The sequence below is a fragment of the Arthrobacter sp. JSM 101049 genome (assembly GCF_041679245.1).
In the GTDB taxonomy this organism is placed as follows: Bacteria; Actinomycetota; Actinomycetes; order Actinomycetales; family Micrococcaceae; genus Arthrobacter_H.
In genome coordinates this window covers 273,852-300,837 of sequence record NZ_JBGFFC010000003.1, presented here as the reverse complement: position 1 = coordinate 300,837, position 26,986 = coordinate 273,852, and the positions used below count along the sequence as shown (strand labels likewise).

The 26,986-nt window shown below is 69.0% G+C and carries 23 protein-coding genes; 15 read left to right on the top strand and 8 right to left on the bottom strand.

Going from position 1 to position 26,986, the window contains the following annotated elements:
* Positions 1 to 34: 34 nt before the first annotated feature.
* From AB8M85_RS10830 to AB8M85_RS10805, 6 genes are all read left to right on the top strand, one after another.
* The gene (locus AB8M85_RS10830) at positions 35 to 1,342 is read left to right on the top strand and encodes a cytochrome P450 (RefSeq protein ID WP_372698825.1); all 1,308 of its coding nucleotides are present in this window, start codon (positions 35 to 37) and stop codon (positions 1,340 to 1,342) included.
* A gap of 52 nt (positions 1,343 to 1,394) precedes the next feature.
* Positions 1,395 to 1,718, top strand: a complete 324-nt coding sequence (locus tag AB8M85_RS10825; RefSeq protein ID WP_372698824.1) for a 2Fe-2S iron-sulfur cluster-binding protein — start codon at positions 1,395 to 1,397, stop codon at positions 1,716 to 1,718.
* A gap of 2 nt (positions 1,719 to 1,720) precedes the next feature.
* Complete coding sequence (locus AB8M85_RS10820) at positions 1,721 to 3,025, top strand: NAD(P)/FAD-dependent oxidoreductase (RefSeq protein ID WP_372698823.1); 1,305 nt, start codon at positions 1,721 to 1,723, stop codon at positions 3,023 to 3,025.
* A 91-nt stretch (positions 3,026 to 3,116) separates the two neighbouring features.
* A complete protein-coding gene (locus tag AB8M85_RS10815; protein WP_372698822.1) occupies positions 3,117 to 4,520 on the top strand; it encodes an MFS transporter in 1,404 nt (467 codons plus the stop codon).
* Positions 4,471 to 4,710, top strand: coding sequence for a helix-turn-helix domain-containing protein (locus AB8M85_RS10810; RefSeq protein ID WP_372698821.1), 240 nt, complete (start codon positions 4,471 to 4,473; stop codon positions 4,708 to 4,710). The genes AB8M85_RS10815 and AB8M85_RS10810 overlap by 50 nt, the downstream gene beginning before the upstream one ends.
* Before the next feature lie 69 nt (positions 4,711 to 4,779).
* Positions 4,780 to 6,564 carry a gamma-glutamyltransferase family protein gene (locus AB8M85_RS10805; protein WP_372699084.1) on the top strand — a complete coding sequence of 595 codons (1,785 nt, stop codon included), beginning with the start codon at positions 4,780 to 4,782 and terminating at the stop codon, positions 6,562 to 6,564.
* Positions 6,565 to 6,636: 72 nt separating this feature from the next.
* On the opposite strand, the gene AB8M85_RS10800 is transcribed toward AB8M85_RS10805, so the two are convergent.
* Positions 6,637 to 7,083, bottom strand: a complete 447-nt coding sequence (locus tag AB8M85_RS10800) for a hypothetical protein (RefSeq protein ID WP_372698820.1) — start codon at positions 7,081 to 7,083, stop codon at positions 6,637 to 6,639.
* 92 nt (positions 7,084 to 7,175) lie between these two features.
* Here AB8M85_RS10800 and AB8M85_RS10795 point away from each other — a divergent pair, with 92 nt between their 5' ends.
* Together AB8M85_RS10795 and AB8M85_RS10790 are read left to right on the top strand one after the other, a co-directional pair.
* Positions 7,176 to 7,880, top strand: a complete 705-nt coding sequence (locus AB8M85_RS10795) for a helix-turn-helix transcriptional regulator (protein ID WP_372698819.1) — start codon at positions 7,176 to 7,178, stop codon at positions 7,878 to 7,880.
* A gap of 244 nt (positions 7,881 to 8,124) precedes the next feature.
* The gene (locus AB8M85_RS10790) at positions 8,125 to 9,786 is read left to right on the top strand and encodes an exo-alpha-sialidase (protein WP_372698818.1); all 1,662 of its coding nucleotides are present in this window, start codon (positions 8,125 to 8,127) and stop codon (positions 9,784 to 9,786) included.
* Positions 9,787 to 9,820: 34 nt separating this feature from the next.
* On the opposite strand, the gene AB8M85_RS10785 is transcribed toward AB8M85_RS10790, so the two are convergent.
* From AB8M85_RS10785 to AB8M85_RS10770, 4 genes are read right to left on the bottom strand one after another with little or no spacing between them, the layout of a single operon-like run.
* Positions 9,821 to 10,744 carry a macrolide 2'-phosphotransferase gene (locus AB8M85_RS10785; RefSeq protein WP_372698817.1) on the bottom strand — a complete coding sequence of 308 codons (924 nt, stop codon included), beginning with the start codon at positions 10,742 to 10,744 and terminating at the stop codon, positions 9,821 to 9,823.
* 12 nt (positions 10,745 to 10,756) lie between these two features.
* Positions 10,757 to 11,392: a lactate utilization protein C gene (locus AB8M85_RS10780; RefSeq protein WP_372698816.1), complete on the bottom strand. Its 636-nt coding sequence runs from the start codon at positions 11,390 to 11,392 to the stop codon at positions 10,757 to 10,759.
* Positions 11,392 to 12,903, bottom strand: coding sequence for a lactate utilization protein B (locus AB8M85_RS10775; RefSeq protein WP_372698815.1), 1,512 nt, complete (start codon positions 12,901 to 12,903; stop codon positions 11,392 to 11,394). The genes AB8M85_RS10780 and AB8M85_RS10775 overlap by 1 nt, the downstream gene beginning before the upstream one ends.
* Complete coding sequence (locus tag AB8M85_RS10770; RefSeq protein ID WP_372698814.1) at positions 12,900 to 13,700, bottom strand: (Fe-S)-binding protein; 801 nt, start codon at positions 13,698 to 13,700, stop codon at positions 12,900 to 12,902. The genes AB8M85_RS10775 and AB8M85_RS10770 overlap by 4 nt, the downstream gene beginning before the upstream one ends.
* Before the next feature lie 246 nt (positions 13,701 to 13,946).
* Here AB8M85_RS10770 and AB8M85_RS10765 point away from each other — a divergent pair, with 246 nt between their 5' ends.
* Entirely contained in the window at positions 13,947 to 15,638 is a 1,692-nt protein-coding gene (locus AB8M85_RS10765; RefSeq protein WP_372698813.1) for an L-lactate permease, read from the top strand.
* A gap of 16 nt (positions 15,639 to 15,654) precedes the next feature.
* Positions 15,655 to 16,473, top strand: a complete 819-nt coding sequence (locus AB8M85_RS10760; RefSeq protein WP_372698812.1) for a FadR/GntR family transcriptional regulator — start codon at positions 15,655 to 15,657, stop codon at positions 16,471 to 16,473.
* A gap of 7 nt (positions 16,474 to 16,480) precedes the next feature.
* Here AB8M85_RS10760 and AB8M85_RS10755 read toward each other — a convergent pair whose 3' ends face one another.
* Positions 16,481 to 17,476 carry an Lrp/AsnC family transcriptional regulator gene (locus AB8M85_RS10755; RefSeq protein WP_372698811.1) on the bottom strand — a complete coding sequence of 332 codons (996 nt, stop codon included), beginning with the start codon at positions 17,474 to 17,476 and terminating at the stop codon, positions 16,481 to 16,483.
* Between the two features lie 117 nt (positions 17,477 to 17,593).
* Here AB8M85_RS10755 and AB8M85_RS10750 point away from each other — a divergent pair, with 117 nt between their 5' ends.
* Together AB8M85_RS10750 and AB8M85_RS10745 are read left to right on the top strand one after the other, a co-directional pair.
* Entirely contained in the window at positions 17,594 to 18,832 is a 1,239-nt protein-coding gene (locus AB8M85_RS10750; RefSeq protein ID WP_372698810.1) for a M20 family metallopeptidase, read from the top strand.
* Entirely contained in the window at positions 18,829 to 20,190 is a 1,362-nt protein-coding gene (locus AB8M85_RS10745; protein WP_372698809.1) for an MFS transporter, read from the top strand. Before AB8M85_RS10750 ends, AB8M85_RS10745 begins: the two co-directional genes overlap by 4 nt.
* Positions 20,191 to 20,267: 77 nt before the next feature.
* On the opposite strand, the gene AB8M85_RS10740 is transcribed toward AB8M85_RS10745, so the two are convergent.
* Together AB8M85_RS10740 and AB8M85_RS10735 are read right to left on the bottom strand one after the other, a co-directional pair.
* Positions 20,268 to 22,022, bottom strand: coding sequence for an IS1634 family transposase (locus tag AB8M85_RS10740; RefSeq protein ID WP_372698808.1), 1,755 nt, complete (start codon positions 22,020 to 22,022; stop codon positions 20,268 to 20,270).
* 179 nt (positions 22,023 to 22,201) lie between these two features.
* Complete coding sequence (locus AB8M85_RS10735) at positions 22,202 to 22,675, bottom strand: hypothetical protein (RefSeq protein ID WP_372698807.1); 474 nt, start codon at positions 22,673 to 22,675, stop codon at positions 22,202 to 22,204.
* 608 nt (positions 22,676 to 23,283) lie between these two features.
* Here AB8M85_RS10735 and AB8M85_RS10730 point away from each other — a divergent pair.
* The 3 genes from AB8M85_RS10730 (at position 23,284) to AB8M85_RS10720 (ending at position 26,980) form a co-directional block, all read left to right on the top strand.
* On the top strand, positions 23,284 to 24,921 hold the full coding sequence (locus AB8M85_RS10730; RefSeq protein WP_372698806.1) for an ABC transporter substrate-binding protein: 1,638 nt from the start codon (positions 23,284 to 23,286) through the stop codon (positions 24,919 to 24,921).
* A 147-nt stretch (positions 24,922 to 25,068) separates the two neighbouring features.
* Entirely contained in the window at positions 25,069 to 25,995 is a 927-nt protein-coding gene (locus AB8M85_RS10725; protein ID WP_372698805.1) for an ABC transporter permease, read from the top strand.
* On the top strand, positions 25,988 to 26,980 hold the full coding sequence (locus AB8M85_RS10720; protein WP_372698804.1) for an ABC transporter permease: 993 nt from the start codon (positions 25,988 to 25,990) through the stop codon (positions 26,978 to 26,980). Before AB8M85_RS10725 ends, AB8M85_RS10720 begins: the two co-directional genes overlap by 8 nt.
* Positions 26,981 to 26,986 lie beyond the last annotated feature (6 nt).

Sequence of the window (26,986 nt, the reverse complement as noted above, 5' to 3'; positions counted from 1 at the left end):
GCCTAGCCAGCCACCAGCGACACCAGGAGTTTTCGTGACCGCCACCAGCAACGACGCCACGGCCACCGCGGGCTGCCCCTTCACCGGGGAGCTGCCCACCGACCCGGCCGAACTGCAGCGCCTGATGTCCCAGGTGCCGGCCAGCCACTCCACCGGTGGCGCAGGGGATACCCGCGAGGCCCCCGTGGCCGACTGGGTCACCATCGAGGACCTGCACCGCGACCCATTCCCCATCTACCGGCGCCTGCGCGAGGAGGCCTCGGTCCACTGGGTGCCGGCGGTCAACCGCTTCATGGTCGTGTCCTACGAGGCCTGCCACACCATCGAACAGGACGAGGCCACCTTCTCCGCCGATGAGCGCGAATCGCTGATGAAGCGTGCCATGGGCCATTCGATGCTGCGCAAGGACAACCCGGAGCACCAGGTGGACCGGGACTCCTACGGCTCCACCCTGCGCCCCGGGACGATCAAGAAGCACTGGACCGGGATCTTCGAGGCCAACCACGAGCGGTTCATGGGCGAGCTGAAGGCCAAGGGCCCCGGCTCCGACTTCATCTGGGACTACGCCGCCCCGTACGCCGCCGAGAACCTGCGCCTGGTCATGGGCTTCCACAACGCCAGCCAGCAGGACATGCAGCGCTGGAGCCAGACGATGATCAACGGCACCGGAAACTACGCCGACGACCCCGCGGTCTGGGCCGAGAGCGAGACCTCCTCCGCCGAGGTCGACGCCGCCATCGACGAGATGCTGCCCTACCTGCGCGAGAACCCCGACCAGTCCCTGCTCTCCGGCCTGGCCTCGCTGCCCATCCCGTTGGAGGCCATCCGCGCCAACCTGAAGATGACCATCGGCGGCGGCCTCAACGAACCCCGCGACGTCCTGGGCACCACGGTCTGGGCACTGCTGAACCACCCCGAGCAGCTCGCCGCCGTGCACCAGGACCCGTCGCTGCACGCCAAGGCGTTCGAGGAATCCGTGCGCTGGGTCGCCCCCATCGGGATGTACCCGCGCGAGGCCACCGCCGACACCGTGCTCGAGGGCATCCAGCTGCACCGCGGTGACCGCCTCGGCGTCGTCCTCGGCGCCGCGAACCGCGACCCGGAGGTCTTCGTGGACCCCGAGGAATTCAACATCTTCCGCCCCAAGAAGCCGCACCTGGGCTTCGGCGGCGGCGTGCACTTCTGCGCCGGCACCTGGGTCGCCCGCGCCCAGGTCGCCCAGGTCGCCATGCCCCGCGTCTTCGCCGAACTGCCCGGCCTGCGCCTGGACCCCGACAGCGCCTCGGTCGACGCCGGCTGGGTCTTCCGCGGCCTGGTCAAGATGCCCGTCCTCTGGGACTGACCCCCGCACCGACCCCGACCCCTTCAGCACCAGCACCACCAGGAGAACCACCATGCCCACCATTACCTATGTCCAGCCCTCGGGCGAGGAGACCACGCTCGACGTCGAGCAGGAGACCACGCTGATGCGCGCCGCGGTGTCCAACGGCGTCGAGGGGATCGTCGGCGAATGCGGCGGCCAGGCCATGTGCGCCACGTGCCACGTCTACGTCCGCCCCGAATTCGCCGATGCGCTGCTCGGGATCTCCGACGACGAGGAGGAGATGCTGGACTGCACCACCGCCGAGCGCACCGACCGCTCCCGCCTGGGCTGCCAGATCACCGTCGGAACCGCCCAGGACGGCATCACCGTCGACGTCCCCGCGGACCAGGTATAGCCATGGACGCCACCCAGGAGCGCGCCACCCACGAACACGCCGCCCCCGGCCAGGCAGCAGAGGCCGGAACGGTCATCATCGGCGGCGGCCAGGCCGGCCTGCAGGTTGCCGACTCGCTGCGCGCCGGCGGCTACACCGCACCGGTGACGATCATCGCCGACGAGGCCGGGGCGCCCTACCAGCGCCCGCCGCTGTCCAAGGACTTCCTGCTGCCCGGCAAGGACGCCACGCCGCTGCCCCTGCGCGGCCCGGACTTCCTCGCCGACCACGACATCACCCTGCGCGCCGGTGCCCCCGCCACCGCCATCGACCGTGCCGCGCACACCGTCGCGCTGGCCGACGGCAGCACCATCGCCTACGAGCACCTGGTGCTCGCCACCGGGGCACGCAACCGCTCCCTGTCCTGCCCCGGCGCCGACCTGCCCGGCATCCACGGCCTCAAAACACTGCACGACGCCGAGGCGCTGCACCGGGCGCTGCCCGGGGCACGGGACGTCGTGGTCGTCGGGGCCGGGTTCATCGGCCTGGAGTTTGCCGCGGCCGCCCGCGCCCACGGAGCCCGGGTGACTGTCCTGGAGTTCGCGCCCCGGCCGATGGGCCGGGCGCTGAGTCCGCTGATGGGGGACTGGTTCGCTGCCTCCCATGCGGCCCAGGGCGTCGAGTTGCATCTGGGCGAAGGCATCGGCTCCTTCACTGCGGGGGACGACGGACGCGTGGCAGCCGCCGTCTCCACGGCGGGCACCAGCTATCCGGCCGATCTCGTGGTGGTGGGCATCGGCGTCGTGCCCCACGACGCCCTCGCGGCCGAGGCCGGGTTGGAGGTGGGGAACGGCATCGTCGTCGACGGGGCGCTGCGCACCTCGGATCCGTCGATCCTGGCGGTGGGGGACTGCGCGAACTTCCCCAATCCCCACGCCGGGACGCGCACCCGGCTGGAATCGGTGCAGAACGCCACCGACCAGGGCCGGCATGCCGCCGCCACGATCCTGGGCACGGTGGCGGACTACACCGCCCTGCCGTGGTTCTGGTCGACGCAGGGGCCCGTGCGGCTGCAGATCGCCGGGCTGACGGCGCCGGGGGACGAGACGACCGTCCTCGGTGACCCCGCGGACGGAAGGTTCTCCGTGCTCTGCCACCGGGAGGGCCAGCTGGCCGCCGTCGAATCCGTGAACTCGCCGGCGGACCACATGGCCGCCCGCAAGCTCATCGCCGCCGGTGCCGGTCCCGATCCGGCCGAGGCGTCCACCCCGGGTTTCAGCCTCAAGGCGTACGCCAAGGCCGCACTCCGGGTGCCGGCCGCCGTCTGACTGTCTCGTCAGGCCGTAACGCAAACCACTCGTTCGCCCAGCGGCCCTTGTAAGCTCCATCACTGCATCAAACCCCCTTCAGGAGAACACCATGCCAGCCCCTGCGCCCATCCAGCCCTCGAAGGTGAACCAGCGACGCGTCGCCATGGCCACCCTCGTCGGCACCACCATCGAGTGGTACGACTTCTTCATCTACGCCACAGCCGCCGGCCTGGTCTTCGCCCACCTGTTCTTCGAGCCGGCCGGCGAATCGATCGGCCTGCTGCTGGCCTTCGCCTCCGTCGGCATCAGCTTCCTGTTCCGCCCGCTCGGCGCCTTCCTCGCCGGGCACTTCGGCGACAAGATCGGCCGGCGCCCGATGCTGGTGATCACCCTGATCCTGATGGGCGCCTCCACCACGCTGATCGGCGTGCTGCCCTCCTTCGAGACCGCCGGCCTGCTGGCCCCCATCCTCCTGCTGCTGCTGCGCATCCTGCAGGGCATCTCCGCCGGCGGCGAGTGGGGCGGGGCCGTGCTGATGGCCGTCGAGCATGCCCCACGCGAACGCCGCGGCCGGGCCGGGTCGGTCCCGCAGCTCGGTGTCCCGCTGGGCATGCTGCTGGCAGCCGGCATCACCGCCCTGATGACCGGGGTCATCTCCCCGGGCGAGGCCTTCCTGGCCTGGGGCTGGCGCATCCCATTCCTGCTCAGCGTGGTCCTGGTCGTCGTGGGCTACCTCGTCCGCCGCGCCGTCGACGAGTCCCCGATCTTCCTCGAGATCGCCGAGCGCAAGCAGCAGACCAAGGTCCCCGTCGTCGAGCTCTTCCGCAAGCACTGGCTGCTGGTCATCCTCGCCGCCCTGGTCTTCGCCGGCAACAACGCCGCCGGGTACATGGCCACCGGCGGGTTCATCCCCAGCTACGCCTCCGGGCCGGCCGTGGGGCTCGAGCGCACCGACGTGCTGCTGGCCGTCACCTTCGCCGCCGCCACCTGGTTCATCTTCACGCTGCTGGCCGGCTACCTGTCCGACAAGATCGGACGCAAGCGCACGTACCTGATCGGCTTCAGCTGCCAGGCGCTCATGGTCTTCCCGCTGTTCTGGATGATCAATACCGGCTCGCTGCCCCTGCTCTACCTGGCCTTGGGCCTGTTCACCATCGGGCTGGGCTTGTCCTACGGTCCGCAGGCTTCCTGGTACAGCGAGATCTTCCCGGCCAGCGTCCGCTTCTCCGGCGTCTCCATCTCCTACGCCCTGGGCGCGATCATCGGCGGCGCCTTCGCCCCGACGATCGCCCAGGCCCTGGTCAACGCGACCGGCAGCAGCGCCGCCGTCTCCGCCTACCTGCTGGGCATGACCGTCATCTCGCTGGTGGCCGTCTCCCTGCTGCGCGATCGCAAGGGCATCGACCTGTCGATGGACAACCAGGCCGAGCAGGAGGTCGGCGCCACGATCTTCGACCAGCGCCGTGTCCCGGCGTTCGTCCCGGTGGCCGAAAGCGCCACGGCGAGCCACTAGCCAACGGTCCGGTCAAGGGGTGGCGCAAGGATCCGCATGGTCCGGGTGCCACCCCTTGCGGGCCAAGGCCATCCGGTTCAGCACGCTGACCGCGATCTGCGATGTGCTGGAGTGCGGCATCGGCGACCTGCTTCGAACTCTCCCGGCGTTGACGGGTCCGCACGATGCCGTGGGCGAACGTCCCGCCTAGAGTGGGGATGTGACCTACACCGCACCGGATTCCTTCACCACCCGCCCCACCCTGCAGGGCAGCTTCGGCATGAGTGCCTCGACCCATTGGCTGGCCACGGCCTCCATCCAGTCGGTCCTCGAACGCGGGGGCAACGCCTTCGACGCGGCGGTTGCCGGCGCCTTCGTGCTCCATGTCGTGGAGCCGCACCTGAACGGTCCCGGCGGGGATATGACCGGCATCTTCGCCACCGCCGACCGGCCCGGGGAGCCCGTGGTCCTCATGGGGCAGGGGCCGGCACCGGCCGCCGCGACAACGGAGCACTACCGGGCCGAGGGGCTGGAACTGGTGCCCGGTGCCGGCGCCTTGGCTTCCGCCGTCCCCGGAGCCGTCGACGCGTGGCTGCTGCTCCTGCGCGACCACGGGACCTGGCCCCTGGCCGATGTGCTCGCCTACGCGGTTGGCTATGCCCGGCAGGGGCACCAGATCCTGCCCCGGGTACGCGACACCATCGCCACCGTGGCCGAGCTGTTCACCGACCACTGGCCCAGCTCCGCCGCCCACTGGATGCCGGACGGGGAGGTGCCCGGCGACGACGCGCTGCTGCGCAACGAACCCTATGCCGCCGTGCTGGACCAGCTGGTCGGCGCGGCGGAAGGCACGGCCGGCGGGCCGGACCCCACCGGCACCGCCGCCGGTCGGCGGACTGCGGGGATCGAGGCCGCACGTGATCTCTGGGCACGCCTCGTCGGCCGGGAAGCCGAGGCCTTCCTGGCCCGACCCCATCGGCATTCCTCCGGCACGGATCATGCCGGCGTGCTGTCCGCCGCCGACGTCGAGGGCTTCCGCGCGTGCTACGAACCCTCGGCCACGGTTTCCTTCCGCGGCCACACCATCGCCAAGACCGGACCCTGGGGCCAAGGGCCGGCCCTGTTGCTCACCCTGGCCATCCTCGAGGGCTTCGACGACGAGTACCTCGACCCCTCGACGGAGCTCGGTGCCCACACGATCCTTGAAGCCCAGAAGCTCGCGATTGCCGACCGCGAGTCCTACTTCGGGGACACCGACGTTCCGCTGGGGCACCTGCTGTCCACGGAATACAGTGCGGAACGCAGGCGTCTCATCACCGAATCAGCCAGCCACGAGTTCCGCCCCGGGACCGTGCCGGGCCACCCGCCGTTCATTCCACCGCTGCGCGTGGACTACACGCCACCGGCGGCGGCCACCGGTGCCAAGACGGGATTCGCCGGCATCGGGGAACCGACCGTCCAACCCGACGGGGAGACCCGCGGGGACACGTGCCACCTCGACGTCGTGGACCGGTGGGGCAACATGGTCTCCGCGACACCGTCCGGGGGCTGGTTGCAGTCCTCGCCCCTGGTCCCCGCTCTCGGGTTCTGCTTGGGAACGCGGCTGCAGATGACCTGGCTGGAAGATGGTGCCCCGTCCACGCTCACCCCGGGGAAACGGCCGCGCACCACGCTGACCCCGACCTTGGTGCTCAAGGACGGCCAGGCGGTCTCCGCTCTTGGTTCGCCGGGTGGAGACCAGCAGGACCAGTGGCAGCTGCTGTACCTGTTGCGCACCATTGTCGGCGGATACTCGCCGCAGCAGGCCATCGATGCCCCGGCGCTGCATACGACCTCGATCCCCGGATCGTTCTGGCCACGTACCTGGACCCCGGGCGGCGCCGTGGTCGAGGACCGCCTCGGCCAGGAGGTCATCGCCGGGCTGGAGGCGCGGGGGCATGTCGTCACGCGGGCCGGCGATTGGGCACTGGGGAGGCTGTCCGCGGTCGTGCGGGATCCCGCAACGGGCCAGCTCGCCGCGGCGGCGAATCCGCGCGGCGTCCAGGGATACGCAGCCGGGCGCTGACCAACGGGACGCGGCCGTGCCCCGGTTCCGGACGCGTGGCGTCCACCGGGGCACGGTCGTGCGGGGCGGTGTTCAGTGCGCTGTGGCGGTGCGGTGCGTTCGTGCCAGCCAGGCCGGCGCCTCCGTGGCGGCGAGGCGGTTTAGGGCGAGTGCCCCGATGAGGAGCCCGAAGTCGCGCAGGCCGACATCGAAGAACCCAGGCACCAGGAGCAGGTTGACGATGATGCCGAGGAGCCACATTGCCACGACCAGCGACCCCAGGCGCGGGCGCAGGGCGACCACGATGCCGGCGATGATCTCGACGACACCGACCATGTACATGAAGACCTGCGGGCTGACCGGCACGATGTCGGTGGCGATCGGCGCGAGGTAGTGGGTCCAATCGGTGAGGACGTTGGTGAACTTGTCGATCCCGAAGAGGATCGGCGCAACGGTGAAGATGGTGCGCAGCAGGACGAAGGCCTGATGCGATGCGGCGTTTTGACGCCGGTCGGCAGCGGGGACAGCGGGGGCGGCCATGACGTGGTCCTTTCTAAAGCGATGATGCCTCATTTTAGACTCGGTCGTTTTTCTAAGTCAATAGTTACTCGTTTTAGAGATATGATGGGTCCATGCAACAGCTATCCCAGCATGAACGTGTCGAGGCCGTCGCCGCCGTGGCCGACCCCCTGCGGGCCGCCATCTTCGACGTCATCGCACGCAGCGAGGAGCCGTTGGGCCGCGAGCAGGTGGCCGAGGCGGTCGGGATCGCCCGCCAGGCCGCCGCCTTCCAACTGGACAAGCTCGCCGACCAGGGGCTCCTCGAGGTCTCCTACCGCCGGTTGAATGGGGCGACCGGGCCGGGTGCAGGCCGGCCGTCTAAGGTCTACGGCGCCGTCCACACCGAGGTCACCGCCAGTGTTCCGCACCGCGAATACCCGCTGGCTGCCGACATCATGGCCGCGGCGATCGAAGCCGCACGCGCCGACGGCGGTCCGGTCGACAGCCACCTGGCCGCAGCAGCCCGGTCCACGGGACGACGCCTCGCCGCCGACCAGGCCGACCTGGAACACTTCCTGACGACCTACGGGTACCGACCCGAGTCCCGGCCCGACGGCACGGCGGACCTGACGAACTGCCCCTTCCATGCCTTGTCCTCACGCCACACCGACACGGTCTGCGACATGAACGAGGACTTCATCGGCGGGGCCCTGGAAGCGCTGGAGCCGGGACGGCGTGCCGAACGGGTCGCCCCGGGCCAGCCGTGCGGATGCTGCGTCCGGCTGACATCCGCCCCGGCACCCGACACGGACCCTCGGGGTAGCGCCGGCGAGTGACCCAGCCGCCCGGGGTGGGGGCCGGTTCGCCACCGCCGCCGCCGCCACCGCCGCCGCGCCACCGCCGCCGTTGCGGCTCCGCGGCGGCTCGGGCGTCCCACATGTCCGAGTTTTCGTCGGAATATCCGGAGCCAACCGACGATAACTCGGACAGCAACTCACAAGCGGGCTTCAAGGCCCGCATCGACCGGCCGCGCACCGTCATCATTGGCCGTCGCCGCGCCGTACGTGTAGATCTGGAGGGGTGCACCCCACCGATTCCCGCGCGACGCCGGCTGCTGCGCCCGCCCCCGTTGAACCCATCCTCCCCGACAACCCACCCACCATCGCCGAACAGGTCCTCGCCGCCCGTGGCCACGGCGGCTACCGCCAATACCGCATCCCCGCCCTCGCCGTCTCCCCGCGCGGCACCGTCCTGGCCGCCTACGACGGGCGCCCCAACCTGGACGACCTGCCCAACACCATCGACCTGCTGCTGCGTCGCAGTTTCGACAACGGCCGCACCTGGGAACCGCAGCAGGTCATCCGCACCGGCACCGGCCTGGCCGGCTACGGCGACCCGAGCCTGCTGGTGGACCGCGAGACCGGCCGCCTGTTCTGCTTCCACGCCGCCGGCACCCACGCCGGGTTCTTCGAGGCCGTCGAGGGCCTCGAACCCGAGGACGACGTCCAGCACGTGGACCTTTCCGTCTCCGACGACGACGGCGCCACCTGGACCCACCGCCGCCTGACCGGCATGCTCAAGCGCGAGGGCATCACCGGGATCTTCGCCGCCGCCGGCACCGGCATCCAGCTCGACGCCGGCCCGCATGCCGGACGCCTCATCCAGCAGATGGTCATCCTGCTGCACGGCACCATCCGCGCCGCCAGCGCCTGCTCCGACGACCACGGCGAGACCTGGATCCTCGGCGAGCCCGCACCGGGGGAGGGCAACGAGAACAAGACGGTCGCCCTGCCCGACGGCACCGTCCTGCTGAACTCCCGTGCCCCCGGCGCCCGCCTCGCCGCCCGCTCCACCGACGGCGGCCACAGCTACACCGCGCTGGAGCCGGTCCCCACGCTGCCCGACCCCGGCGACAACGGCTCCATCCTGCGCCTGCGCACCACCGCCGACGGCGGCTGCACCCTGCTGGCCACCCACAACCGCGACACCGCGCTGCGCCGCAACACGGTCCTGGCCGCCTCGCACGACGCCGGCACCACCTGGGAACCGGTGGCCACCCTCTGCGCGGGCAGCTCCGCCTACTCCACCGCCGCCGTCCTCGCCGACGGGGCCCTCGGCGTCTTCTTCGAACGCGACGGCTACTCCGAGCTGGTCTTCACCCGCATCGAACCGGAGGCACTGACCGACGGGGCGCTCGCGGGCGCCGCGGCCTCCTTCACCGAGGACGACGGCGGGGCGCTGGCCATGGTGCTGCGCTCCATCACCCCGGGCCGGCCCGAGCACTGGATGAGCGTGGGGGAGTCGCACACCATCGGCGCCGACGCGGGCGCCTGGGGCGTGCACACCTGGAAGGAGATCGGGCAGGGCTACACCGGCACCGCCCAGGTCCTGGGCACCCGCGAGGCGCAGGTCGCCAACTACGGCGAACCCGCGCCCGGGCTGCGGGCCGGGGACATCCTGGCCTTCACCGGCCGGTTCACCAACACCACGGCCAGCATCGTCACCGCTGCCCTGGCGGGAACCTTCGACGGGCACGACGACGGCAGCATGGCCGCGCTGTTCCCGCCGGCTACGCTGGCCCCAGGGGAACACGTCCTCTACTTCACCCCGGTCTACACGGTCACCGCAGACGACATCGCCGCGGGCGCCGCCGTCGTCCGGTGGTCGGTGGAAGCAGGGGGCCGGACCCGGTCGGGGTCGCTGGCCATCGACACGTCCACCGGCGCCATGCGGGACGGATAGCTGACCGGCAGGCCCGCGCGGCCGGGGGCCGCAGTCACTCCCCGGATGGGTCGGGGTTGAGCATCGCCGCGGCGGCGGCCCGGTGGTCCGGCTCCCCGGTGGCCAGCGCGAAGAGGCCGTAGCTGAGCGGACCGGCGGAGAGCAGGGCGCCGCAGCGCTCGGCCAGCCGCGGCTCGGTGCGGCCGGTGAGTTCTGTGTAGACGGCGACGGTGCGCTCGAACGCATCGGCGGAGGAGCTCATGCAGTGGAACGCGAAGTCGATCGCCGGGTCGCCGACCTTCGCCGTGGTCCAGTCCAGCACCGAGACGACGTCCTCGTGCTCGTCGAGCAGCAGGTGCGCCGGGTAGAGCTCCCCGTGGGTGAACACCGTCTCGGTGGGCCAGAGCCCGTCATCGGCCAGCCAGGCCCGCCAGCCGCCCAGCAGGTCCTCGGAGACCTCGAACTCGGCGCGGACCCGCTCCAGGTCGGCGCGCCACTTCTCCCGGACCCCGGCGGGGGACTCGGAGGGGACGCCGGCGGCCTCGGCTGCGTCGGGATCCAGGGTGTGCAGCGCGGCGATCACCCGGGCCAGCGACTCGGCGTACGCCGGCGAGGAGGTGTCGACGTGCCAGACCGGTTCGCCGTCGTCGTCGAGCGTGAGGCCGGGAAAGCCGGGCAGCAGCGGGTAGGCGATGAGCTCCGGTGCATGGATTCGCCAGTGGGGGACGGCGACGGACAACCGGGGGCGCACGAAGTCCAGGATCGCGCGCTCCTCGTCGAGCTTGGCCGAGACGTCGTCCCGGCGCGGAATGCGCAGGACCCACTGCTTGCCGGGGTCGCCGTCCTCGTGGGCGAACGCCACCCGGTAGTCCAGGCCGGCCTCGTTGAAGGTGATGCCCTCGGTGGCCAGTTCCAGCCCGTGGCGGGCCGCCAGTTCGACGACGGCGGGCATGTCGGCGTCAGGGGAATCGGTGCTCATGCCCCCATCGTCTCAGAGGTCGGTGACGATGATGACGTCCAGGTTCCGCGGCCCGTGCACCCCTTCGACGCGTTCGAGTTCGATGTCGCTGGTGGCGCTCGGCCCCGAGATCCACGTCAGCGGGTGCGTCGGGTCGATCCGGGGCAGCGCCTCGGGCAGCAGCTGCACGATGGAAGACGCCGGAACGACGCAGACATGGTGGTCCGGGACCAGGCTGATGGCCCGGCGTCCCTGGGTGGGGGAGCCGTCCAGGATGATCGTCCCGGACTCGGCGATTGAAACCGCCGAGGAGGTGACCACGGAGATGCCGTCGAGCTCGTCGACCGCCAGGCGGCTGCCCGGCGCATCGGTGAGTCTGCGGTCGTCATTGCGCAGCCGGTCGTCCTCGAGCCACTCGGCCGGCAAACCGTGCGGGACCGCATAGCTCTTCGCGTCCTGCAGCAATGCGGCGATCGTGCCCGGCAGGTTGGCGGCGGACACGCGGTCGACGGTGGCCTTGTAGTCCTCCAGCCGGTCGACCATCAGGCCCAGCACCTCGTCCCGCTCCAGGTCCGCGGTCCGGCGGTAGGTGCGGGACACCTCCGGCACGGCCGGGCCGTCGCTGATCGCCGAGCGGATGCGCCCCAGGATCTCCTCGCGTGCTTCCATCACTTCGCCTTCCCGCTCGAATCGGTGGTGCCGTTCCCGTGCTCCCTGGCCCACCAATCCCTGAAGGACTGCGTCGGCGGGGCCGGGATGTCGCGCGAGCTGGTCCAGCCACCGGCCAGGTGGCCGGGCAGCCGCTTGATCTTCTTGTCGCGTCCCGCGGCCAGCTTGCCCAGCGGCAGGGCCTTCTCGAGCAGCCCGAGGCGCGCCCCGGAGCTGAAGGCCCACTGGACCCCCTTCATCATCAGGTCCATCTCCGAGGGCAGGCGCGGCTTGCCCCGCCGCGCATCGACGTCCTCCCCGCGCAGGTGCACGAGGATCTCGGGGATGTTGATCTTCACCGGGCACGCGTCGTAGCACGCGCCGCACAGGCTCGAGGCATACGGCAGCGAGTTGTTCTCCTCCGCCTCGATGCCGGTCATCAGCGGCGAGAGGATCGCCCCGATCGGGCCGGGGTAGGTGGAGCCGTAGGCGTGTCCACCGGTGCGCTCGTACACCGGGCACACGTTCATGCAGGCCGAGCAGCGGATGCAGTGCAGCGCCGAGCGCCCGTGGACGTCGGCTAGGGCGGCGGTCCGTCCGTTGTCCAGCATCACCAGGTGGACGTTCTGCGGTCCATCGTCCTCCGTGACGCCGGTCCAGAAGGACGTGTAGGGGTTCATGCGCTCGCCGGTGGAGGAGCGGGGCAGCAGCTGCATGAAGACCTCGAGGTCCTCGGCGTGGGGCAGCAGCTTCTCGATCCCCATGACCGTGATGAGCGTTTCCGGCAGGGTCAGGCACATCCGGCCGTTGCCCTCCGACTCGACGACACCGAGCGTGCCGGTGTCGGCCAGGGCGAAGTTGGCCCCGGAGATCGCGACCTTGGCGGAGAGGAACTTGCGGCGCAGGTGGGCCCTGGCGGCCATGGCCAGTTCGCGGGGGTCGTTCGACAAATTCGGGTCGACGTCCTGCATCTCCTGCAGGAAGATGTCGCGGATCTGGGAGCGGTTCTTGTGGATGGCGGGAACGAGGATGTGGCTGGGCTTGTCGTGGCCGAGCTGGACGATCAGTTCGGCCAGGTCCGTCTCGAACGCGTGGATGCCGCGGTCGTCGAGGTACTCGTTGAGCCCGATCTCCTGGGTGGCCATCGACTTGACCTTCACGACCTCGTCCGTGTCCTGCTCGCGGACGAGGGACTCGACGATCCGGTTGGCCTCGGCGGCATCGCGGGCCCAGTGGATGATCCCGCCCCGGGCGGTGAAGTTGGCCTCGAACTGCTCGAGCAGGGCCGGCAGGCCGGCCATGACGGCCTCCTTGGTCGCCGACCCGGCGGAGCGCAGGTCCTCCCAGTCCGGGAGTTCGCCGACCACGTGCGCGCGCTTCTCGCGGATCGAGGTGGTGGCGTGGCGCAGGTTGCTGCGCAGCTGGTCGTTGCGCAGCTCGTGGTGCGCCGCCTCGGGGAAGGACTCGGTGGCGAAGAGGTTCCCGGATCCGTGGGTGGGGACGGCGGGCATGCCGACGAAGACCTGGCTCATCGTGCCACCTCCACATCGCGCGGGAAGGAGGTTCCGGCGTCGTACGGGTTCTCCCTGGTGCTGGCGAGGATCTCGGCCAGGTGCAGGGTGCCGGCGTTGGCGCCGGTGCGGGAGAGCCCGCCGCCGATGTGCAGCAGGCAGGAGGCGTCGCCGCCGGTGCACAACGCGGCCCCGCTGGCGGTGACGTTGTCGGCCTTGTCGGCGAGCATGGCGGAGGAGACCTCGGCGTTCTTCATCGAGAACGTGCCGCCGAAGCCGCAGCACTGGTCGGCCGCGGGCAGGTCGGCCAGCTCGATGCCCTCCACGGTGCGCAGCAGGTCCAGCTGGCGGTCGCCCAGGCGCAGCAGCCGCATGCCGTGGCAGGAGGGGTGGTAGGTGACCGAGGTGGGGAACCAGCTGCCCAGCTGGGTGGCGGCGTCGGTGACGCCCAGGACGTCGACGAGCAGCTGCGAGAGCTCGTAGGTCCGGGTCCCGACCTCCTCGGAGCGGCGTTTGAGCCTGGCGTCGCCGGCGCGGTCGGCGATCATCGGCTGCTGGTGCTTGACCGAGGCGACGCAGGAGGCCGAGGGGGCGACGGCGACGTCGTAGTCGCCGGTGTCGAAGGCCTTCACGTGGTTGGCGACGACGGGCAGCGCTTCGGCGAAGTAGCCGGAGTTGATGTGCATCTGGCCGCAGCAGGCCTGGCCGGGAGGGAAGACGACCTCGTGGCCGAGCCGCTCCAGGATCGCGACCGTGGCGCGGGCCGTGCTGGGGTACATGCCGTCGACGATGCAGGTGGCGAAGAGGGCGATTTTCATGGTGATGCCTTCCGTGGCGCCGCCGGGGCGACACCGTAGCCGGTGTGGTCTGACCACTATAGGTGGATGCGGGTGGCCCGTCTAGTGGCGGGGTGGATGCGCCGGAATGCCGAATCGGCGGGGGCGCCGTGGGAGATGGGGGCTGTGATGGGGTTCACAAGTGCCCAAGGTACAGGTTATGCTTCCGTGGTCAGACCATAGTGGTCAGACCACAGAAGACCGCCACTCGCGTGTAAGGACCGAACGATGGACACATTCACACCCCCGACCGACCCGGTGGCCGGAAGCGTCGCCCTGTCGGCACTGGTGGCCCTGCTGCCGCTGGTGACCTTCTTCGCGCTGCTGGCGCTCGTCAAGACCAAGGCGCACGTTGCCGGGGCCTGGTCGTTGTTGGTCGCGCTGGCCGTGGCGATCTTCGCCTTCAAGATGCCGGTCGGCCTCGCGTTGATGTCCGGGGTCATGGGCGGGGTGTTCGGCGCCTTTCCCGTGGTGTGGATCGTCATCATGGCCATTTGGCTGTACCAGGTCACCGTGGTCAGCGGCCGCTTCGACGACCTGCGCCGGGTCTTCGACGTGATCGGCGGCGGCGACGTGCGCATCCAGTCGGTGCTGATCGCCTTCTGCTTCGGCGGCCTGCTCGAGGCCCTGGCCGGCTTTGGCGCCCCCGTGGCCATCACGGCTACCATGCTCATCGCGCTGGGCATGGCCCCGCTGCGCGCCGCCGCGGCCGTCCTGGTCGCCAACACCGCGCCGGTGGCCTTCGGCGCCGTCGCCATCCCGATCACGACCGCCGGGGCGCTGACGGGGCTGGATCCGGCGCACATCGGTGCGATCGTCGGGCACCAGGCCCCGCTGCTGGCCCTGTTCGTGCCCACCCTGCTGCTGTTCATCCTCGATGGATGGCGCGGCGTCAAGGAGTGCTGGCCCGCCACCGTCGTGGTCGGGGTGTCCTTCGCGATCGCCCAGTTCCTCACCGCCACCTACTTCGCCTACGAGCTCACCGACATCGTGGCCTCGCTGGCCGGCCTGGCCGTGGCCGTCGTCTTCCTGCGCTTCTGGTCCCCGGTCGGCACCGAGGCAGCCCGCGAGCGTGTCCTAGTGGGCGGGTCCGGCGCATCGCACGTCGAGGACGACCAGGAGAGGCTCGGCGCATCGCGCGTCTTCATGGCCCTGTTCCCCTACCTGCTGGTCATCGTCATCTTCGGCGTCGCCAAGCTGTGGACGGCCGGCATCAGCATTCCGAAGCTGCTCGAGACCACCGACGTCAAGGTGGCGTGGCCACTGCTGCACGAGCGCGTCGTCGGTGCCAGCGGCGAGGCGCTCTCCGGCACCACGTACAACTTCCAATGGCTCTCCAGCCCCGGCACGCTGCTGCTGATCACCGGGCTGATCGTGGCCGTCGTCTACTCGATCTGGGACGACCGCGGGACGTACAAGATCACCGTCGGCCAGGCCATCGCAGAGATCGGGCGCACCATCTACAACATGCGCTGGGCCGGGCTGACGATCATCTGCGTGCTGGCACTGGCCTACGTGATGAACCTGTCCGGGCAGACCATCAGCATCGGCACCTGGCTGGCCGGCACGGGAGCCGCCTTCGCCTTCCTTTCGCCGGTGCTTGGCTGGATCGGCACCGCCGTGACCGGCTCCGACACCTCGGCCAACGCCCTGTTCGCCAAGCTGCAGCAGACCGCCGGCATCAAGGCCGGGATCGACCCGTACCTGCTGGTGGCCGGCAACACCGCCGGCGGCGTCGTCGGCAAGCTCATCAGCCCGCAGAACCTGGCCATCGCGGCCACGGCGGTGGGCATGCAGGGCCAGGAATCGGTCATCCTGCGCAAGGTCGCCGGCTGGTCCATCGCCATGCTGCTGATCCTGTGCACGCTGGTGTACTTGCAGTCCACGCCGATCCTGAGCTGGATGCTCCCGACCCCCTGACGGGAGGACGTCGCCCATGGCCACCACATGGGAGAATGCCGGGGTGAACGCTTCTTCCGATGCCGGCCGTGCCCGCGGGACCACCGCCCGCACGACGCCGGGGCCGCCGGCCGACCCCGCGGCCACCGCACGGCCCAAGGCCTACCAACTGGTCCTGGACGACATCGAGGACGAGCTGCGCTCCGGCCAGTTGAAGGTCGGCGACCAGCTGCCCGGGGAACGGGCCTTGGCCGAGGCCCACGGGATCTCGCGTGCCTCGGTGCGCGACGCCATCCGGATCCTGGACGCCATGGGTGTGGTGCGGACCTCCACGGGGTCGGGCCCGGGCGCCGGGGCCGTGTTGATCTCCGAACCAGCCACCGGAATCGCCACCGCGCTGCGCATGCACGTGGCCTCCGCCCGGCTGAGCGTGCAGGAGATCGTCCAGACGCGCATCCTGCTCGAGACCTGGGCAGCCCGCAGCGCTGACCTGGACGCCGATCCCGGACGGAGCGCCGCCGTGCTCGCCGATGCCCACAGGCTGCTCGCGACCATGGACGACCCCCAGCTGGAACGCAGCGCCTTCCACGAACTCGACGCCCGCTTCCACGTCCTGCTCTCCGGGCTGGCCGGCAACGCGGTCATCGAGGCGATGATGGAATCACTGCGCCTGGCCATCAGCGACTACGTGCGCGATGCAGTGCGCAGCGACGAGGCGTGGGAACCGGTGGCGAAGGTCCTGCGCGACCAGCACCACGGCATCCTCGACGCCGTTGCGGCCGGGCAGGGCGATCAGGCGGCGGACCTGCTGCGCGAGCACATCGAATGGTTCCATGGCTGGTCCACCCGCAGCTGACCGCGACCTAGAGTAGCTGGGGGACGACTTCGCCGGTACAGGTCGAGTCCGGGTTGAGCAGCCACCCCAACCTTTTATGCGTGCGGACGCAGACGCTGGACTGGATAATGGTGACCGTCGGAACCGCTGCCTGCAGATGCTCCTCGAGCTCGACGATATCAGCGGGCGTGCGCAGCCACAGATGGAAGGTCAGGTTGGCGCTGCCGCTGATGGCCGCGCACAGGCGAAGTGTCCGGTGCCGCCGCAGGAACGCCACGGTTGCAGCCATGTCCGCGGGTGGGACGCGGACGAACCAATGGCACGCGACCGGGTAGCCGGAGAAGTCCTGCGCCAGCTCGCAGCGAAAAGTCAAGAGCCCGGAAGCGACGGCGGCACGTAGCTGCCGCCCGGCCGTTGACGGGTGCACGCCCAGGTCCGTGGCCAGCTCTGCGGCGGTGGCCCGGCCATTGCGGGCCAGTAGCGGCAGCATCCGGCCGAACAACGGAGGCGGATTCCGGGCGTGGGCGTCTGCCGCCTGGCGCAGCCCGGTGAGCCGTCGCTGCTGCTCGGCACCCAGAACGTCCAGGCGCCAGTTGTTTCCCAGCGCGTACAGTCGCGTGCCCAACACGACATCCATCCCGGCGACGCCGGCTACCTCGCGGATCCTGGGCAGTGTCTCGGTGGCCAGGTGCCGCCAGTCTGCGGTCAACACGACCAGTCGCAGGGCCCCGTCGTCGGCCACCTCCTCCACGGTGGCGACCTCGGGGATGGCCTGGAGGCCACGCACGGTGTCCTCCCGCAGCCGCTCGAGGACCGCGATGCGGACCAAGGCGGTGCACGACTGTCGAGGGTCCCCTGCCAAATGCCCGGTGACCCATACGAAACCAGAGTCGTGCAGCCGCGCCCATCGGCCGGCCAAAGTCGTCGGATGCCGTTCCAGCGCCATGCCGAGGTCGCTCCAAAGGGCGCGGGGGTAAATCTGCAGCGCGTGGACGAGTTCAAGGTCCTCAATGGGTAGTTCCATCAATATCCCGCAATCATTCTTGGTTGGCCGTCCACATTTTGCATGTTTCGTGATTATAGAACCTTTGTGCCTTGTGCCACACCATCATCGAATGCGTACCGAGAACGAAAGGCACCCATGAACACGTCAGCCGACAACGCCGCAGCCCTGCTGGAGGACGCACGCGCCCTTCAGGGGGACATCGCGGACTTGCGCCACCGCCTGCACCAGGAACCCGAGATCGGGCTCGACCTGCCTCGTACCCAGGAAAAGGTGCTGGAATGGCTGCAACCCCTCGGCTACGAGGTCACACTCGGAACCGACGCCACCTCGATCACGGCGGTGTTGCGGGGTGGCCAGGCCGACAGAACCGCAGGCGCCCCGGCGGTGCTTTTGCGCGGGGACATGGATGCGCTGCCGGTCCAGGAGCGGACCGGTCTGGGCTATTCCTCCCGTTTCGACGGTGCTATGCACGCCTGCGGCCACGATCTGCACACCGCCATGCTCGCCGGTGCCGCCACCGTGTTGGCCGAGCGGCGCGAACGGCTCGCCGGCGACGTCGTGCTGATGTTCCAGCCGGGCGAGGAGGGATATGACGGGGCATCGGTCATGATCCGCGAAGGAGTCCTGGACGCGGCCGGGCAGCGCGTGAGCGCGGCGTATGGGCTGCACGTCGCCAGCGCCATGGCTCCCGGGGGGATGGTGATGGGCCGTCCCGGTCCGGTCATGAGCGCCTCCGATGGGCTGATCGTGACCGTTAAGGGTGCTGGCGGACATGGGTCCGCGCCGTACCTTGCCCGCGATCCCGTGCCGGCCGCCGCGGAGATGATCACCGCGTTGCAGGCCATGGTGACCCGCCAGTTCGACATCTTCGACCCCATCGTGGTCACGGTCGGTCTGCTGCAGGCCGGGACGAAGCGCAACGTCATCCCCGATGACGCTCGGTTCGAGGCCACCATCCGCTCCTATTCGGCCGCCAGCGCCGACAAGCTGCGCGCTGCCATTCCCCGCTTGCTGCACGGCATCGCCGCCGCCCACGGCCTGGAAGCCGACGTCACCTACCTCGACGAATACCCGGTGACGGTGAACGACGACGTCGAAACCGCCTTCTTCCGCCAGCAGGCCGAGGAACTCTTCGGCACTGCACGGTACTTGGACATGGCCTCGCCGCTGGCCGGATCCGAGGACTTCTCCCGCGTGCTGGAAGAGGTACCCGGTTCATTCCACTTCCTCTCAGCCGTCCCAGAGGGCGCGGATTTCGAAACCGCACCGTTCAACCACTCCGCCGAAGCCGTCTTCGGCGACCATATCCTCGCCGACGGCACTGCGCTGTATGCCCGACTGGCGATCGAACGACTCGCAAAGGAGACGCCATGAGCGCCAACCCCGCCCCAGCAACAGACCGGTCTACTGTGATGCGCACGCTCGTCGCCACCGGCGCCGGCAACGCCGCAGAGTGGTTCGACTGGGCCATCTACGCGACGTTCGCCTCGTTCATCGCCTCCCAGCTGTTTAGCCATGCAGACCCGGCCTCCGCTTTCCTGGCCACGCTCGCGGTCTTCGCCGTCGGATTCGCCGCCCGGCCACTGGGCGGGTTCTTCTTCGGCTGGCTCGGCGACCAGCTTGGGCGCAAGACCTCGCTGGTCTGGTGCGTCATGCTCGCCTCGCTCGGATCCCTCGTGATTGCCTTCTGCCCCACCTACGACGCCGTCGGCGCCTGGTCCTCCGTCATCCTGCTGGTCGCCCGTATCGTCCAGGGCCTGGCCCACGGCGGGGAACTGCCCAGCGCCCAGACCTACCTCTCGGAGATGGCCCCGCGCGAGCGCCGCGGCCTGTGGTCCTCGCTGATCTACTTCTCCGGCACCCTGGGCATCATGGCCGGGACCTTCATCGGTGCGATCCTCTCCACGATCCTGAGCGAGGCCCAGATGTCCAGCTTTGGCTGGCGGATCCCGTTCCTGATCGGCGCCGTCATCGGCCTGTTCGCCCTCTACATGCGCACGAAGCTCGAGGAGACGGAGGCATTCGAGGAGGCCAGCGTCGAGGGCGGACGCCGTCCGGAGGCCCCGGCGGGGTCCGCTCCGGAGAACGTCTTCCGCCAGCTGGCCACCAACTGGCGCCAAGCCGCCAAGGTCATCGGCCTCACCGTGGGGCTGACGGTCGTCTACTACGTCTGGGGAGTCTCCACCCCTGCCTACGCCATCCACGAGCTGGGCATCGACGCCACCGGCGCCCTGTGGGCCGGGGTTGCAGCCAACGTCGTGTTCCTCGTCGCCCTGCCCCTGTGGGGCAGGCTCTCGGACCGGATCGGGCGCAAGCCGGTCCTGCTGGTCAGCGGCGTCGGCAGCGCGGTGTTCTTCTTCCCGGCGACCCTCATCGTGCGCGATTCCGCCGTGCAGCTGGCGCTGGGCATGTCCATCATGCTCGTTTTCATCGCCGCCTCCGCGGCGATCGTGCCGAGCGTCTATGCCGAGCTATTCCCCACGACCATCCGCACCATGGGCGTCGCCATCCCGTATGCCATCTGCGTGGCCGCCTTCGGCGGCACCGCGGCCTACCTGCAGGCGGGGATGAACGCGTGGTTCGGCGCCGCCGGCCCCACGATCTTCGGGATCTACACGGTCGTGCTGCTGTGCATCGGGATCGGCACCGTCTTCACGTTGCGGGAGACCAAGGGCATCGACCTGCGCCAGCCCTCACTCCCACAGGAGAAGAGCACGACGACGGTCCGTTAGGCCGAAGTTACGTTTGTTGAGATGAGGAGATCCCCGCGTTAGCGGGGATCTCCTCATTTTTGTCGGGTTTTGTCTGGCTACTTTCGTTGGTTCTCGAGGTGGTGGTCGATGAGTTCGAGGGTTTCGCGTTGGGTCGGTGTGGGCAGCGTGGTGAGCTCGAACGTGGCCTCGGTGCCGGCTGCGCGCAGGGTGTTGCGGGTGCGGGTTGCCAGGTGCCGTAGCAGGGACTGGTAGCTGTGGGCCGGTGTCCCGTCGGGCAGTGTCCGGGTCGACGCCTTGGCCTGGGCCTGGGGTGAGCGGGTGGCTGCGGTGACCGGGTTCTCGGGGGTGGGGCGGTCTTGGTCGGTGTAGGTCAGCGGGGCCCAGGCGTGGCGCAGGTGCCAGGTCAGGTGTCCGGCGAGCATGCAGAGCAGGACGTGGGCGCGGGTGCGGTCCTCGGTGTGGTGGTGGATGGGCCGGATGCGCAGGTCCACGGATTTCAGGGACTTGAAGATCTTCTCCACGTTCGCCAGCGACTTGTAGATCCTGACGGCTTCGTCGGCGTCCATGCTGGTGGCGGGCACGGAGGTGCGGATGACGTAGAGCCCGTCGAGGGCGGCCTCGGCGGCGATCTCGGTTTCCCGGCGGGCGTGGGAGAGGCTGTCATCGGTGATGGTGACCTCGAGGTGCTTGGCCATCTTGTATTTGTCGATGACCTTGCCGACCTTGATCCCGATTTTGCCGGCTCCGGCCAGGCGGCCGGCTTTGACGGCGGCTTTGAGGGTGTCCAGTTCGGTTTCGGTGGCGTCGAGCAGTTCGTCGCGTTTGCGGGCGCGTTCGGCGGCCAGGGCGGGGTTGCGGCAGGCGATGAGGCGTTCGCCCGGGTAGTCGGGGTGGTTGATCTCGGCGAGGTCCTGCTCGTCGAACAGGCGCATCTGCAGGGGCCCGTCGTCCGCGGTGAGGGCCTGGATCGCCGGGGCGCGCAGGCAGGTCACCCAGCCCAGGCCGCCGAGGTCGGCCAGTTGGCGGATCCTCGCGGAGGTGATCATGCCGCGGTCCCCGACCATGACCATGTCATCGACCCCGGCCAGGTCCTTGATCTCGGTGGTGATGGCGGTGAACGCGGCCGGGTCCGCGGTGTTGCCGGGCACCACGCGCACGGCGATGGGGAGGCCGTCGCGGGTGGAGAGCATCCCGTACTCGATTTGTTCCACGCCCTTCTTCTTGTCGCGTGAGTAGCCGCGGGCGGCCAATGGGTTGTGGTGCCCGGTGACCCAGGAGGAGGAGAGGTCGAATAGGGCGAGCTTGTCCGGGTTGGCGTCCGGTCCGAGGTAGCGGTGGGCGAGTTTGGATTCGATGGCGGGTTGGCGGGCGAGCAGCCAGTCCATCGCGTGGTAGGCCTCGTCGGTGGTGACGGGGCCGAGGTCGGTGGCCAGGGTGGTGTCGGCGAACCAGCGCAGCGAGGCGAGCTTGGAGGCCGGGGTGCAGATCCTGGCGGTGATCAGGCCCATGACGACATCACGTTGCCGGCAGGCCGGGCCGAGCAGGGACTCGAACCCGAGCCCGCGGGCCATCTGGTTCACGGCGTCGATGTGTCCGGCTGGCAGGGAGCGGGTGACCTCCAGGCCGGCGGTGGCCTCGATGAGGGTCTTGCCGGCCAGCGAGGCGCGCAGGTCTTCGATGGCGGTCTCGGGCAGGGAGGCCAGGTTGGCCAGGGTCTCGTGCTTGACCTTGCCGTCTTGGCGGTAGGAGCGGCGCAGCAGCACGGACTCGTATTCGACGGTTTCCCCGGCCTTGTTCACCCGCCTGGACTTCGTCCGGGCTACGTGGACGGCCTGCTGCGTCTTCGACATGTTCCGAGACTACGCCCACAAGTAGGGCACGGCGGCAACGACACACCATAATTTAGTGGCTACGTTTCGGCGGCTAAAAGTGGGCTGATCGCCCGGAACCATTGGGAACCAGGGCGATCAGCCCACGTAACTTCGGGTTAGGTGGTGCCCCGGCCTGCTCTCGCGGACGGGGAGTGGGACTACGGGCGCGCTTCGTGGTGGCGCTGGCTGTGGGTGCGGCGATCTTCCTTCATCCGGGCCTCGAACAGGTGCCGCTTGCCCTTTGCCAGCTCCTGGCGGGCCCGGCTCTCCTGGGTGCGGAACTCGGCGTAGTAGCCGTCGTCGTAGTCCTCGATGATCTGGAACGTCCACCGGTGCTCGATCACGTTGCGCCCCACGAGCTCGCGTTCGATGCGGTCCGCGGTCGCCGTGTGCCCGGCGGCACGGAACATCTCGACCGCCTCGCCCAGGGCCAGGTCGGAAGCACCGGTCTTCCGGTGGAAGTTGTAGAGACTCCCTCTGGCGTCCTCCGTCAGTTCGAGCGCTTCCGAGAGCTTGCCGAGGGCTTCCACGGTGGCTGCGGTGACGCCCTCGGGGGTCTGGTGGGCCGCGTCGGGGCCGTCGTGTTCAGCGGGCCCGTTCGACGGGTCGGATGGATTGCGGGTGCTGGGCATGGCGGCGTTCCTCCACGGTGGGTGTCGCTGTTGCGGTCGTGCAGAGCCTACGTCCGGGGCGTCGGCGTGTCAGCACATCACGTCCGGGCCGTCCTGGCCGTGCGGCGGCCCGATGCCGGTGGCGGCGACACTGCAGCCGCCATGCTCCCGCCGGCCAGATGGCCTGCACGATGAGCGGACCCGCCGGCAACGATTTCGGCGAATTCCTTGCGCGCAATGGCCAGTGGCTGCCTCCGGCGGATACCTGGAAGGCCCCACAGGACGGTGGCCATCCGGCGGCCACAGACGGGCGTGGCGGACGGCGCTTGCGGACAGGCGCTGACGGCGTGCCGTGGCCGGTAAATAGCAGATCGATCTCCGCATGGGTTCGGCGGCACAAAGGATCTGTCTAAGTCTTGTCAACGCCGAATTGCCGCCCTGACGCGGATCGGACGGGATTACACCTGTGCCTTGGGCCACCGCGCGGCATGGCTGTCGTCACATCCGTGTGCGGTGATGCCCTACGATATTCTCTAGCAAGTGCTTCACAACACTTGAACCTCACAACAAAAGCAGCCGTAGCGGTGCGCGAAAGACCTTCCCGCCGTCCGGCATCACAAGGAGCATGAATGCGTTATTCGCGCACTTCCAAGATCCTCAGCATCGCAGCGGTCGTTGCGTTGAGCCTGAGCGCCTGTGGCGGCGGGGGCGACAAGTCCGCCGAGGGCGGCGGAGACACCGGCCGCGTCATCGTCGTCGATGGCTCGGAGCCCCAGAACCCGCTGATCCCCACGAACACCAACGAGGTCGGTGGCGGCGCCATCCTGGACCTGGTCTTCGCCGGCCTGATCAGCTATGACGCTGACGGCAAGCCGCAGAACGAGGTGGCCGAGTCCATCGAGACCGAGGACTCGCAGAACTACACCATCAAGCTCAAGGAAGGCCAGACCTTCACCAACGGCGATCCCGTCACCGCGAGCTCGTTCGTCGACGCCTGGAACTACGGCGCCGCCGCGAAGAACGCGCAGCTGAGCAGCTACTTCTTCGAGAGCATCGAAGGCTACGACGAAGCGGCAGCCGAGGGGTCGAAGATCGACGAAATGACCGGGCTGAAGGTCGTGGACGACACCACCTTCACCGTCAAGCTCAAGCAGCCGGAGTCCGACTTTCCGCTGCGCCTGGGCTACAGCGCCTTCTACCCGATGCCCGCAGAGGCCCTGAAGGACCCGAAGAAGTACGGCGAGCACCCGGTCGGCAACGGCCCGTACAAGTTCGACGGCGAAGACGCCTGGCAGCACCAGCAGCAGATCAAGCTGGTGCCGAACGAGAGCTACGAGGGCCCGCGCAAGGCCCAGAACGCCGGCGTGACGTTCAAGATCTACCAGAACGACACCACCGCCTACCAGGACCTGATCTCCGACAACCTGGATGTTCTCAAGACCATCCCCACCTCGGACATCAAGAACTACAAGAACGACCTGGGCGACCGGTCCATTGAGTCGCCCTACGCGGGCAACCAGACCATCGCCATCCCGTACTACCTGGACAACTTCAAGGGCGAGGCCGGCAAGCTGCGCCGCCAGGCCCTGTCCATGGCGATCAACCGCGAGGAGATCACCCAGGTGATCTTCAACGGCGGTCGCACCCCGGCCAAGGAATTCACCGCCCCCGTGCTGGACGGCTACTCCGACTCCATCCCGGGCAGCGAGAACCTCGCCTACAACCCGGAGAAGGCCAAGGAACTCTGGAAGAAGGCCGAGGAGCTCGAGCCCTATGACAAGAGCGAGAAGCTGACCATCGCCTACAACGCCGACAAGGGCGACCACAAGACCTGGGTCCAGGCAGTGGTGAACAACATCAAGAACAACCTCGGCATCGAGGTGTCCGGCAAGCCGTACGCCACCTTCAAGGAGGTCCGCACGGACGCCACCGATCACAAGCTGACCGGGGCGGTCCGCGCCGGCTGGCAGGCCGACTACCCGTCGCTGGCCAACTTCCTCGGCCCGATCTACACGACCGGTGCCGGATCCAACGACGCCGTCTACTCGAACGAGAAGTTCGACGCCGCCATCAGCGAGGGCCTCTCGTCCGCCACCGTCGAAGAAGGCAACAAGGCCATGAACAAGGCCCAGGAGATGCTCCTGGCCGACCTTCCGGCCATCCCGCTGTGGTACCAGGTCGCCCAGGGCGGCTGGAGCAACAACGTCACCAACGTCGAATTCGGTTGGAACGGCGTGCCGCTGTACTACGCGATCACCGGCAAGTAAGGGCCCCTGGTCATTCCACGCCCTCCGCGGGGCCCGCTCCCCACCCCGGGAGCGGGCCCCGCGGTCCTGCCACATCCCAAAGGTTAAGTTGATGCTATTTTCCCTGCGCCCCGAGCGGGCGCGATCCACCCGGGCGGGTGAGGCCTGATGGCCAGATTCCTGCTCCGTCGTTTCCTGCAGCTGATCCCGGTCTTCCTGGGTGCCACCCTGCTGATCTACTTCCTGGTGTTTTCCCTTCCTGGCGACGCCACGGCCGCCATCTGCGGAGAAAAGGGCTGCACGCCCGCCGTCGAGGCCGCCCTGCGTGAGCAGTACAACCTGGACCAGCCCTTCTGGGTCCAGTACTTCCTCTATCTCAAAGGCATCTTCACCTTTGACCTGGGCACCAACTTCGCCGGGCAGCCCATCACCGACATCCTGGCCCGTGTCTTCCCCACCACGGCCCGACTGGCCATCATGGCGCTCATCTTCGAAGCCGTCTTCGGCATCATCGTCGGCCTGGTCGCCGGGCTGAAGAAGGGCAAGCTCTTCGACTCCACCGTCCTGGTCTTCTCCCTGGTCGTCATCGCGGTGCCGATCTTCGTGCTCGGCTTCCTCATGCAGTTCGTGGTCGGCGTCAAGCTCGAATGGGCCAACCCGACCGTCAGTGGCGACGCCACGTTCACCGAACTGATCCTCCCGGCCCTGGTGCTCGGACTGGTCTCCTTCGCCTACGTGCTGCGCTTGACCCGCACGGCGGTCATCGAGAACTCCGGCGCAGACTACGTCCGCACGGCCACGGCCAAGGGGCTCAGCAGCCGCCGCGTCGTCGTCGTGCACGTGCTGCGCAACTCCATGATTCCCGTGGTGACCTTCCTGGGTGCCGACCTGGGCGCCCTGATGGGCGGGGCCATCGTCACCGAGGGAATCTTCAACGTCAACGGCGTGGGCAACACGCTGTACCGCGCCGTCCTGAACGGGGAGGCCCCCGTTGTCGTTTCCATCGTCACCGTGCTGATCGTGGTCTTCGTCCTGGCCAACTTGCTGGTGGACCTGCTGTACGCGTGGCTCGACCCGAGGATCCGATATGCCTGAGAACACCCAAAACACCCCCACCATCCGCGGCGCCAAGGTCTCCAAGTACCCGATCGAACACTTCGTGGCCGACCCCGCAGACACCCCCGTCCAGGCCACGGACAGCGCACTGTCCACCGCGGCTCCGGTTTCCCTGTGGCTGGAGGCATGGCGCAACCTGCGCAGGCAGCCGCTGTTCATCATCAGCGCGTTCCTGATCATCGCCGTGATCTTCGTGGCGCTGTTCCCGGGCCTGTTCACCAACGAGGAACCCAACGCCAACTGCCTGCTCGCCAACTCAGACGGCGGCCCGGCCCCCGGCCACCCGCTGGGCTTCACCCAACAGGGCTGCGACATCCTGGCCCGGGTGATGTACGGGACCCAGTCCTCGCTCACCATCGGGCTGTTCGCCACGCTGTCCATCGTGGTGTTCGGCGGCACCATCGGGGCGATTTCCGGATACTTCGGCGGCTGGGTCGACGCCGTGCTGGCCCGCCTGGGCGACATCTTCTTCGCGCTTCCGCTGATCCTCGGCGCGATCGTCGTCGTGCAGATCCCGTTCTTCCGCGAGAACCGCAACGTCTGGACCATCGTGCTGATCCTGGCTGCCTTCGGGTGGCCGCAAATCGCCCGCATCACGCGTGCGGCGGTCATCGAGGTGCGCGACGCGGACTTCGTCATCGCCGCCCGTTCGCTGGGCGTCAGCCGGGCGGGTGCCCTGATCCGCCACGTCATTCCGAACTCGTTGGCCCCGGTGATCGTCATCGCGACGATCTCCCTGGGCGTGTTCATCGTGGCCGAGTCCACGCTGTCCTACCTGGGCATCGGGCTGCCGCCGGACGTCATGTCCTGGGGCAATGACATCTTCTCGGCCAAGAGCTCGCTGCGGTCGAACCCGATGGCCCTGTTCTGGCCGGCACTGGCGCTGTCGCTGACGGTGCTGAGCTTCATCATGCTCGGTGACGCCCTGCAGGACGCCCTGGATCCGAAGGCGCGCAAACGATGAACGGTG

Bases quoted from the DNA above. Each gene is read 5' to 3' on its own strand.
- AB8M85_RS10825 (WP_372698824.1), top strand. From the start codon at position 1,395: ATGCCCACCATTACCTATGTCCAGCCCTCGGGCGAGGAGACCACGCTC.
- AB8M85_RS10820 (WP_372698823.1), top strand. From the start codon at position 1,721: ATGGACGCCACCCAGGAGCGCGCCACCCACGAACACGCCGCCCCCGGC.
- AB8M85_RS10815 (WP_372698822.1), top strand. From the start codon at position 3,117: ATGCCAGCCCCTGCGCCCATCCAGCCCTCGAAGGTGAACCAGCGACGC.
- AB8M85_RS10805 (WP_372699084.1), top strand. From the start codon at position 4,780: ATGAGTGCCTCGACCCATTGGCTGGCCACGGCCTCCATCCAGTCGGTC.
- AB8M85_RS10800 (WP_372698820.1), bottom strand. From the start codon at position 7,083: ATGGCCGCCCCCGCTGTCCCCGCTGCCGACCGGCGTCAAAACGCCGCA.
- AB8M85_RS10795 (WP_372698819.1), top strand. From the start codon at position 7,176: ATGCAACAGCTATCCCAGCATGAACGTGTCGAGGCCGTCGCCGCCGTG.
- AB8M85_RS10785 (WP_372698817.1), bottom strand. From the start codon at position 10,744: ATGAGCACCGATTCCCCTGACGCCGACATGCCCGCCGTCGTCGAACTG.
- AB8M85_RS10780 (WP_372698816.1), bottom strand. From the start codon at position 11,392: ATGGAAGCACGCGAGGAGATCCTGGGGCGCATCCGCTCGGCGATCAGC.
- AB8M85_RS10775 (WP_372698815.1), bottom strand. From the start codon at position 12,903: ATGAGCCAGGTCTTCGTCGGCATGCCCGCCGTCCCCACCCACGGATCC.
- AB8M85_RS10770 (WP_372698814.1), bottom strand. From the start codon at position 13,700: ATGAAAATCGCCCTCTTCGCCACCTGCATCGTCGACGGCATGTACCCC.
- AB8M85_RS10765 (WP_372698813.1), top strand. From the start codon at position 13,947: ATGGACACATTCACACCCCCGACCGACCCGGTGGCCGGAAGCGTCGCC.
- AB8M85_RS10760 (WP_372698812.1), top strand. From the start codon at position 15,655: ATGGCCACCACATGGGAGAATGCCGGGGTGAACGCTTCTTCCGATGCC.
- AB8M85_RS10755 (WP_372698811.1), bottom strand. From the start codon at position 17,476: ATGGAACTACCCATTGAGGACCTTGAACTCGTCCACGCGCTGCAGATT.
- AB8M85_RS10750 (WP_372698810.1), top strand. From the start codon at position 17,594: ATGAACACGTCAGCCGACAACGCCGCAGCCCTGCTGGAGGACGCACGC.
- AB8M85_RS10745 (WP_372698809.1), top strand. From the start codon at position 18,829: ATGAGCGCCAACCCCGCCCCAGCAACAGACCGGTCTACTGTGATGCGC.
- AB8M85_RS10740 (WP_372698808.1), bottom strand. From the start codon at position 22,022: ATGTCGAAGACGCAGCAGGCCGTCCACGTAGCCCGGACGAAGTCCAGG.
- AB8M85_RS10735 (WP_372698807.1), bottom strand. From the start codon at position 22,675: ATGCCCAGCACCCGCAATCCATCCGACCCGTCGAACGGGCCCGCTGAA.
- AB8M85_RS10730 (WP_372698806.1), top strand. From the start codon at position 23,284: ATGCGTTATTCGCGCACTTCCAAGATCCTCAGCATCGCAGCGGTCGTT.
- AB8M85_RS10725 (WP_372698805.1), top strand. From the start codon at position 25,069: ATGGCCAGATTCCTGCTCCGTCGTTTCCTGCAGCTGATCCCGGTCTTC.
- AB8M85_RS10720 (WP_372698804.1), top strand. From the start codon at position 25,988: ATGCCTGAGAACACCCAAAACACCCCCACCATCCGCGGCGCCAAGGTC.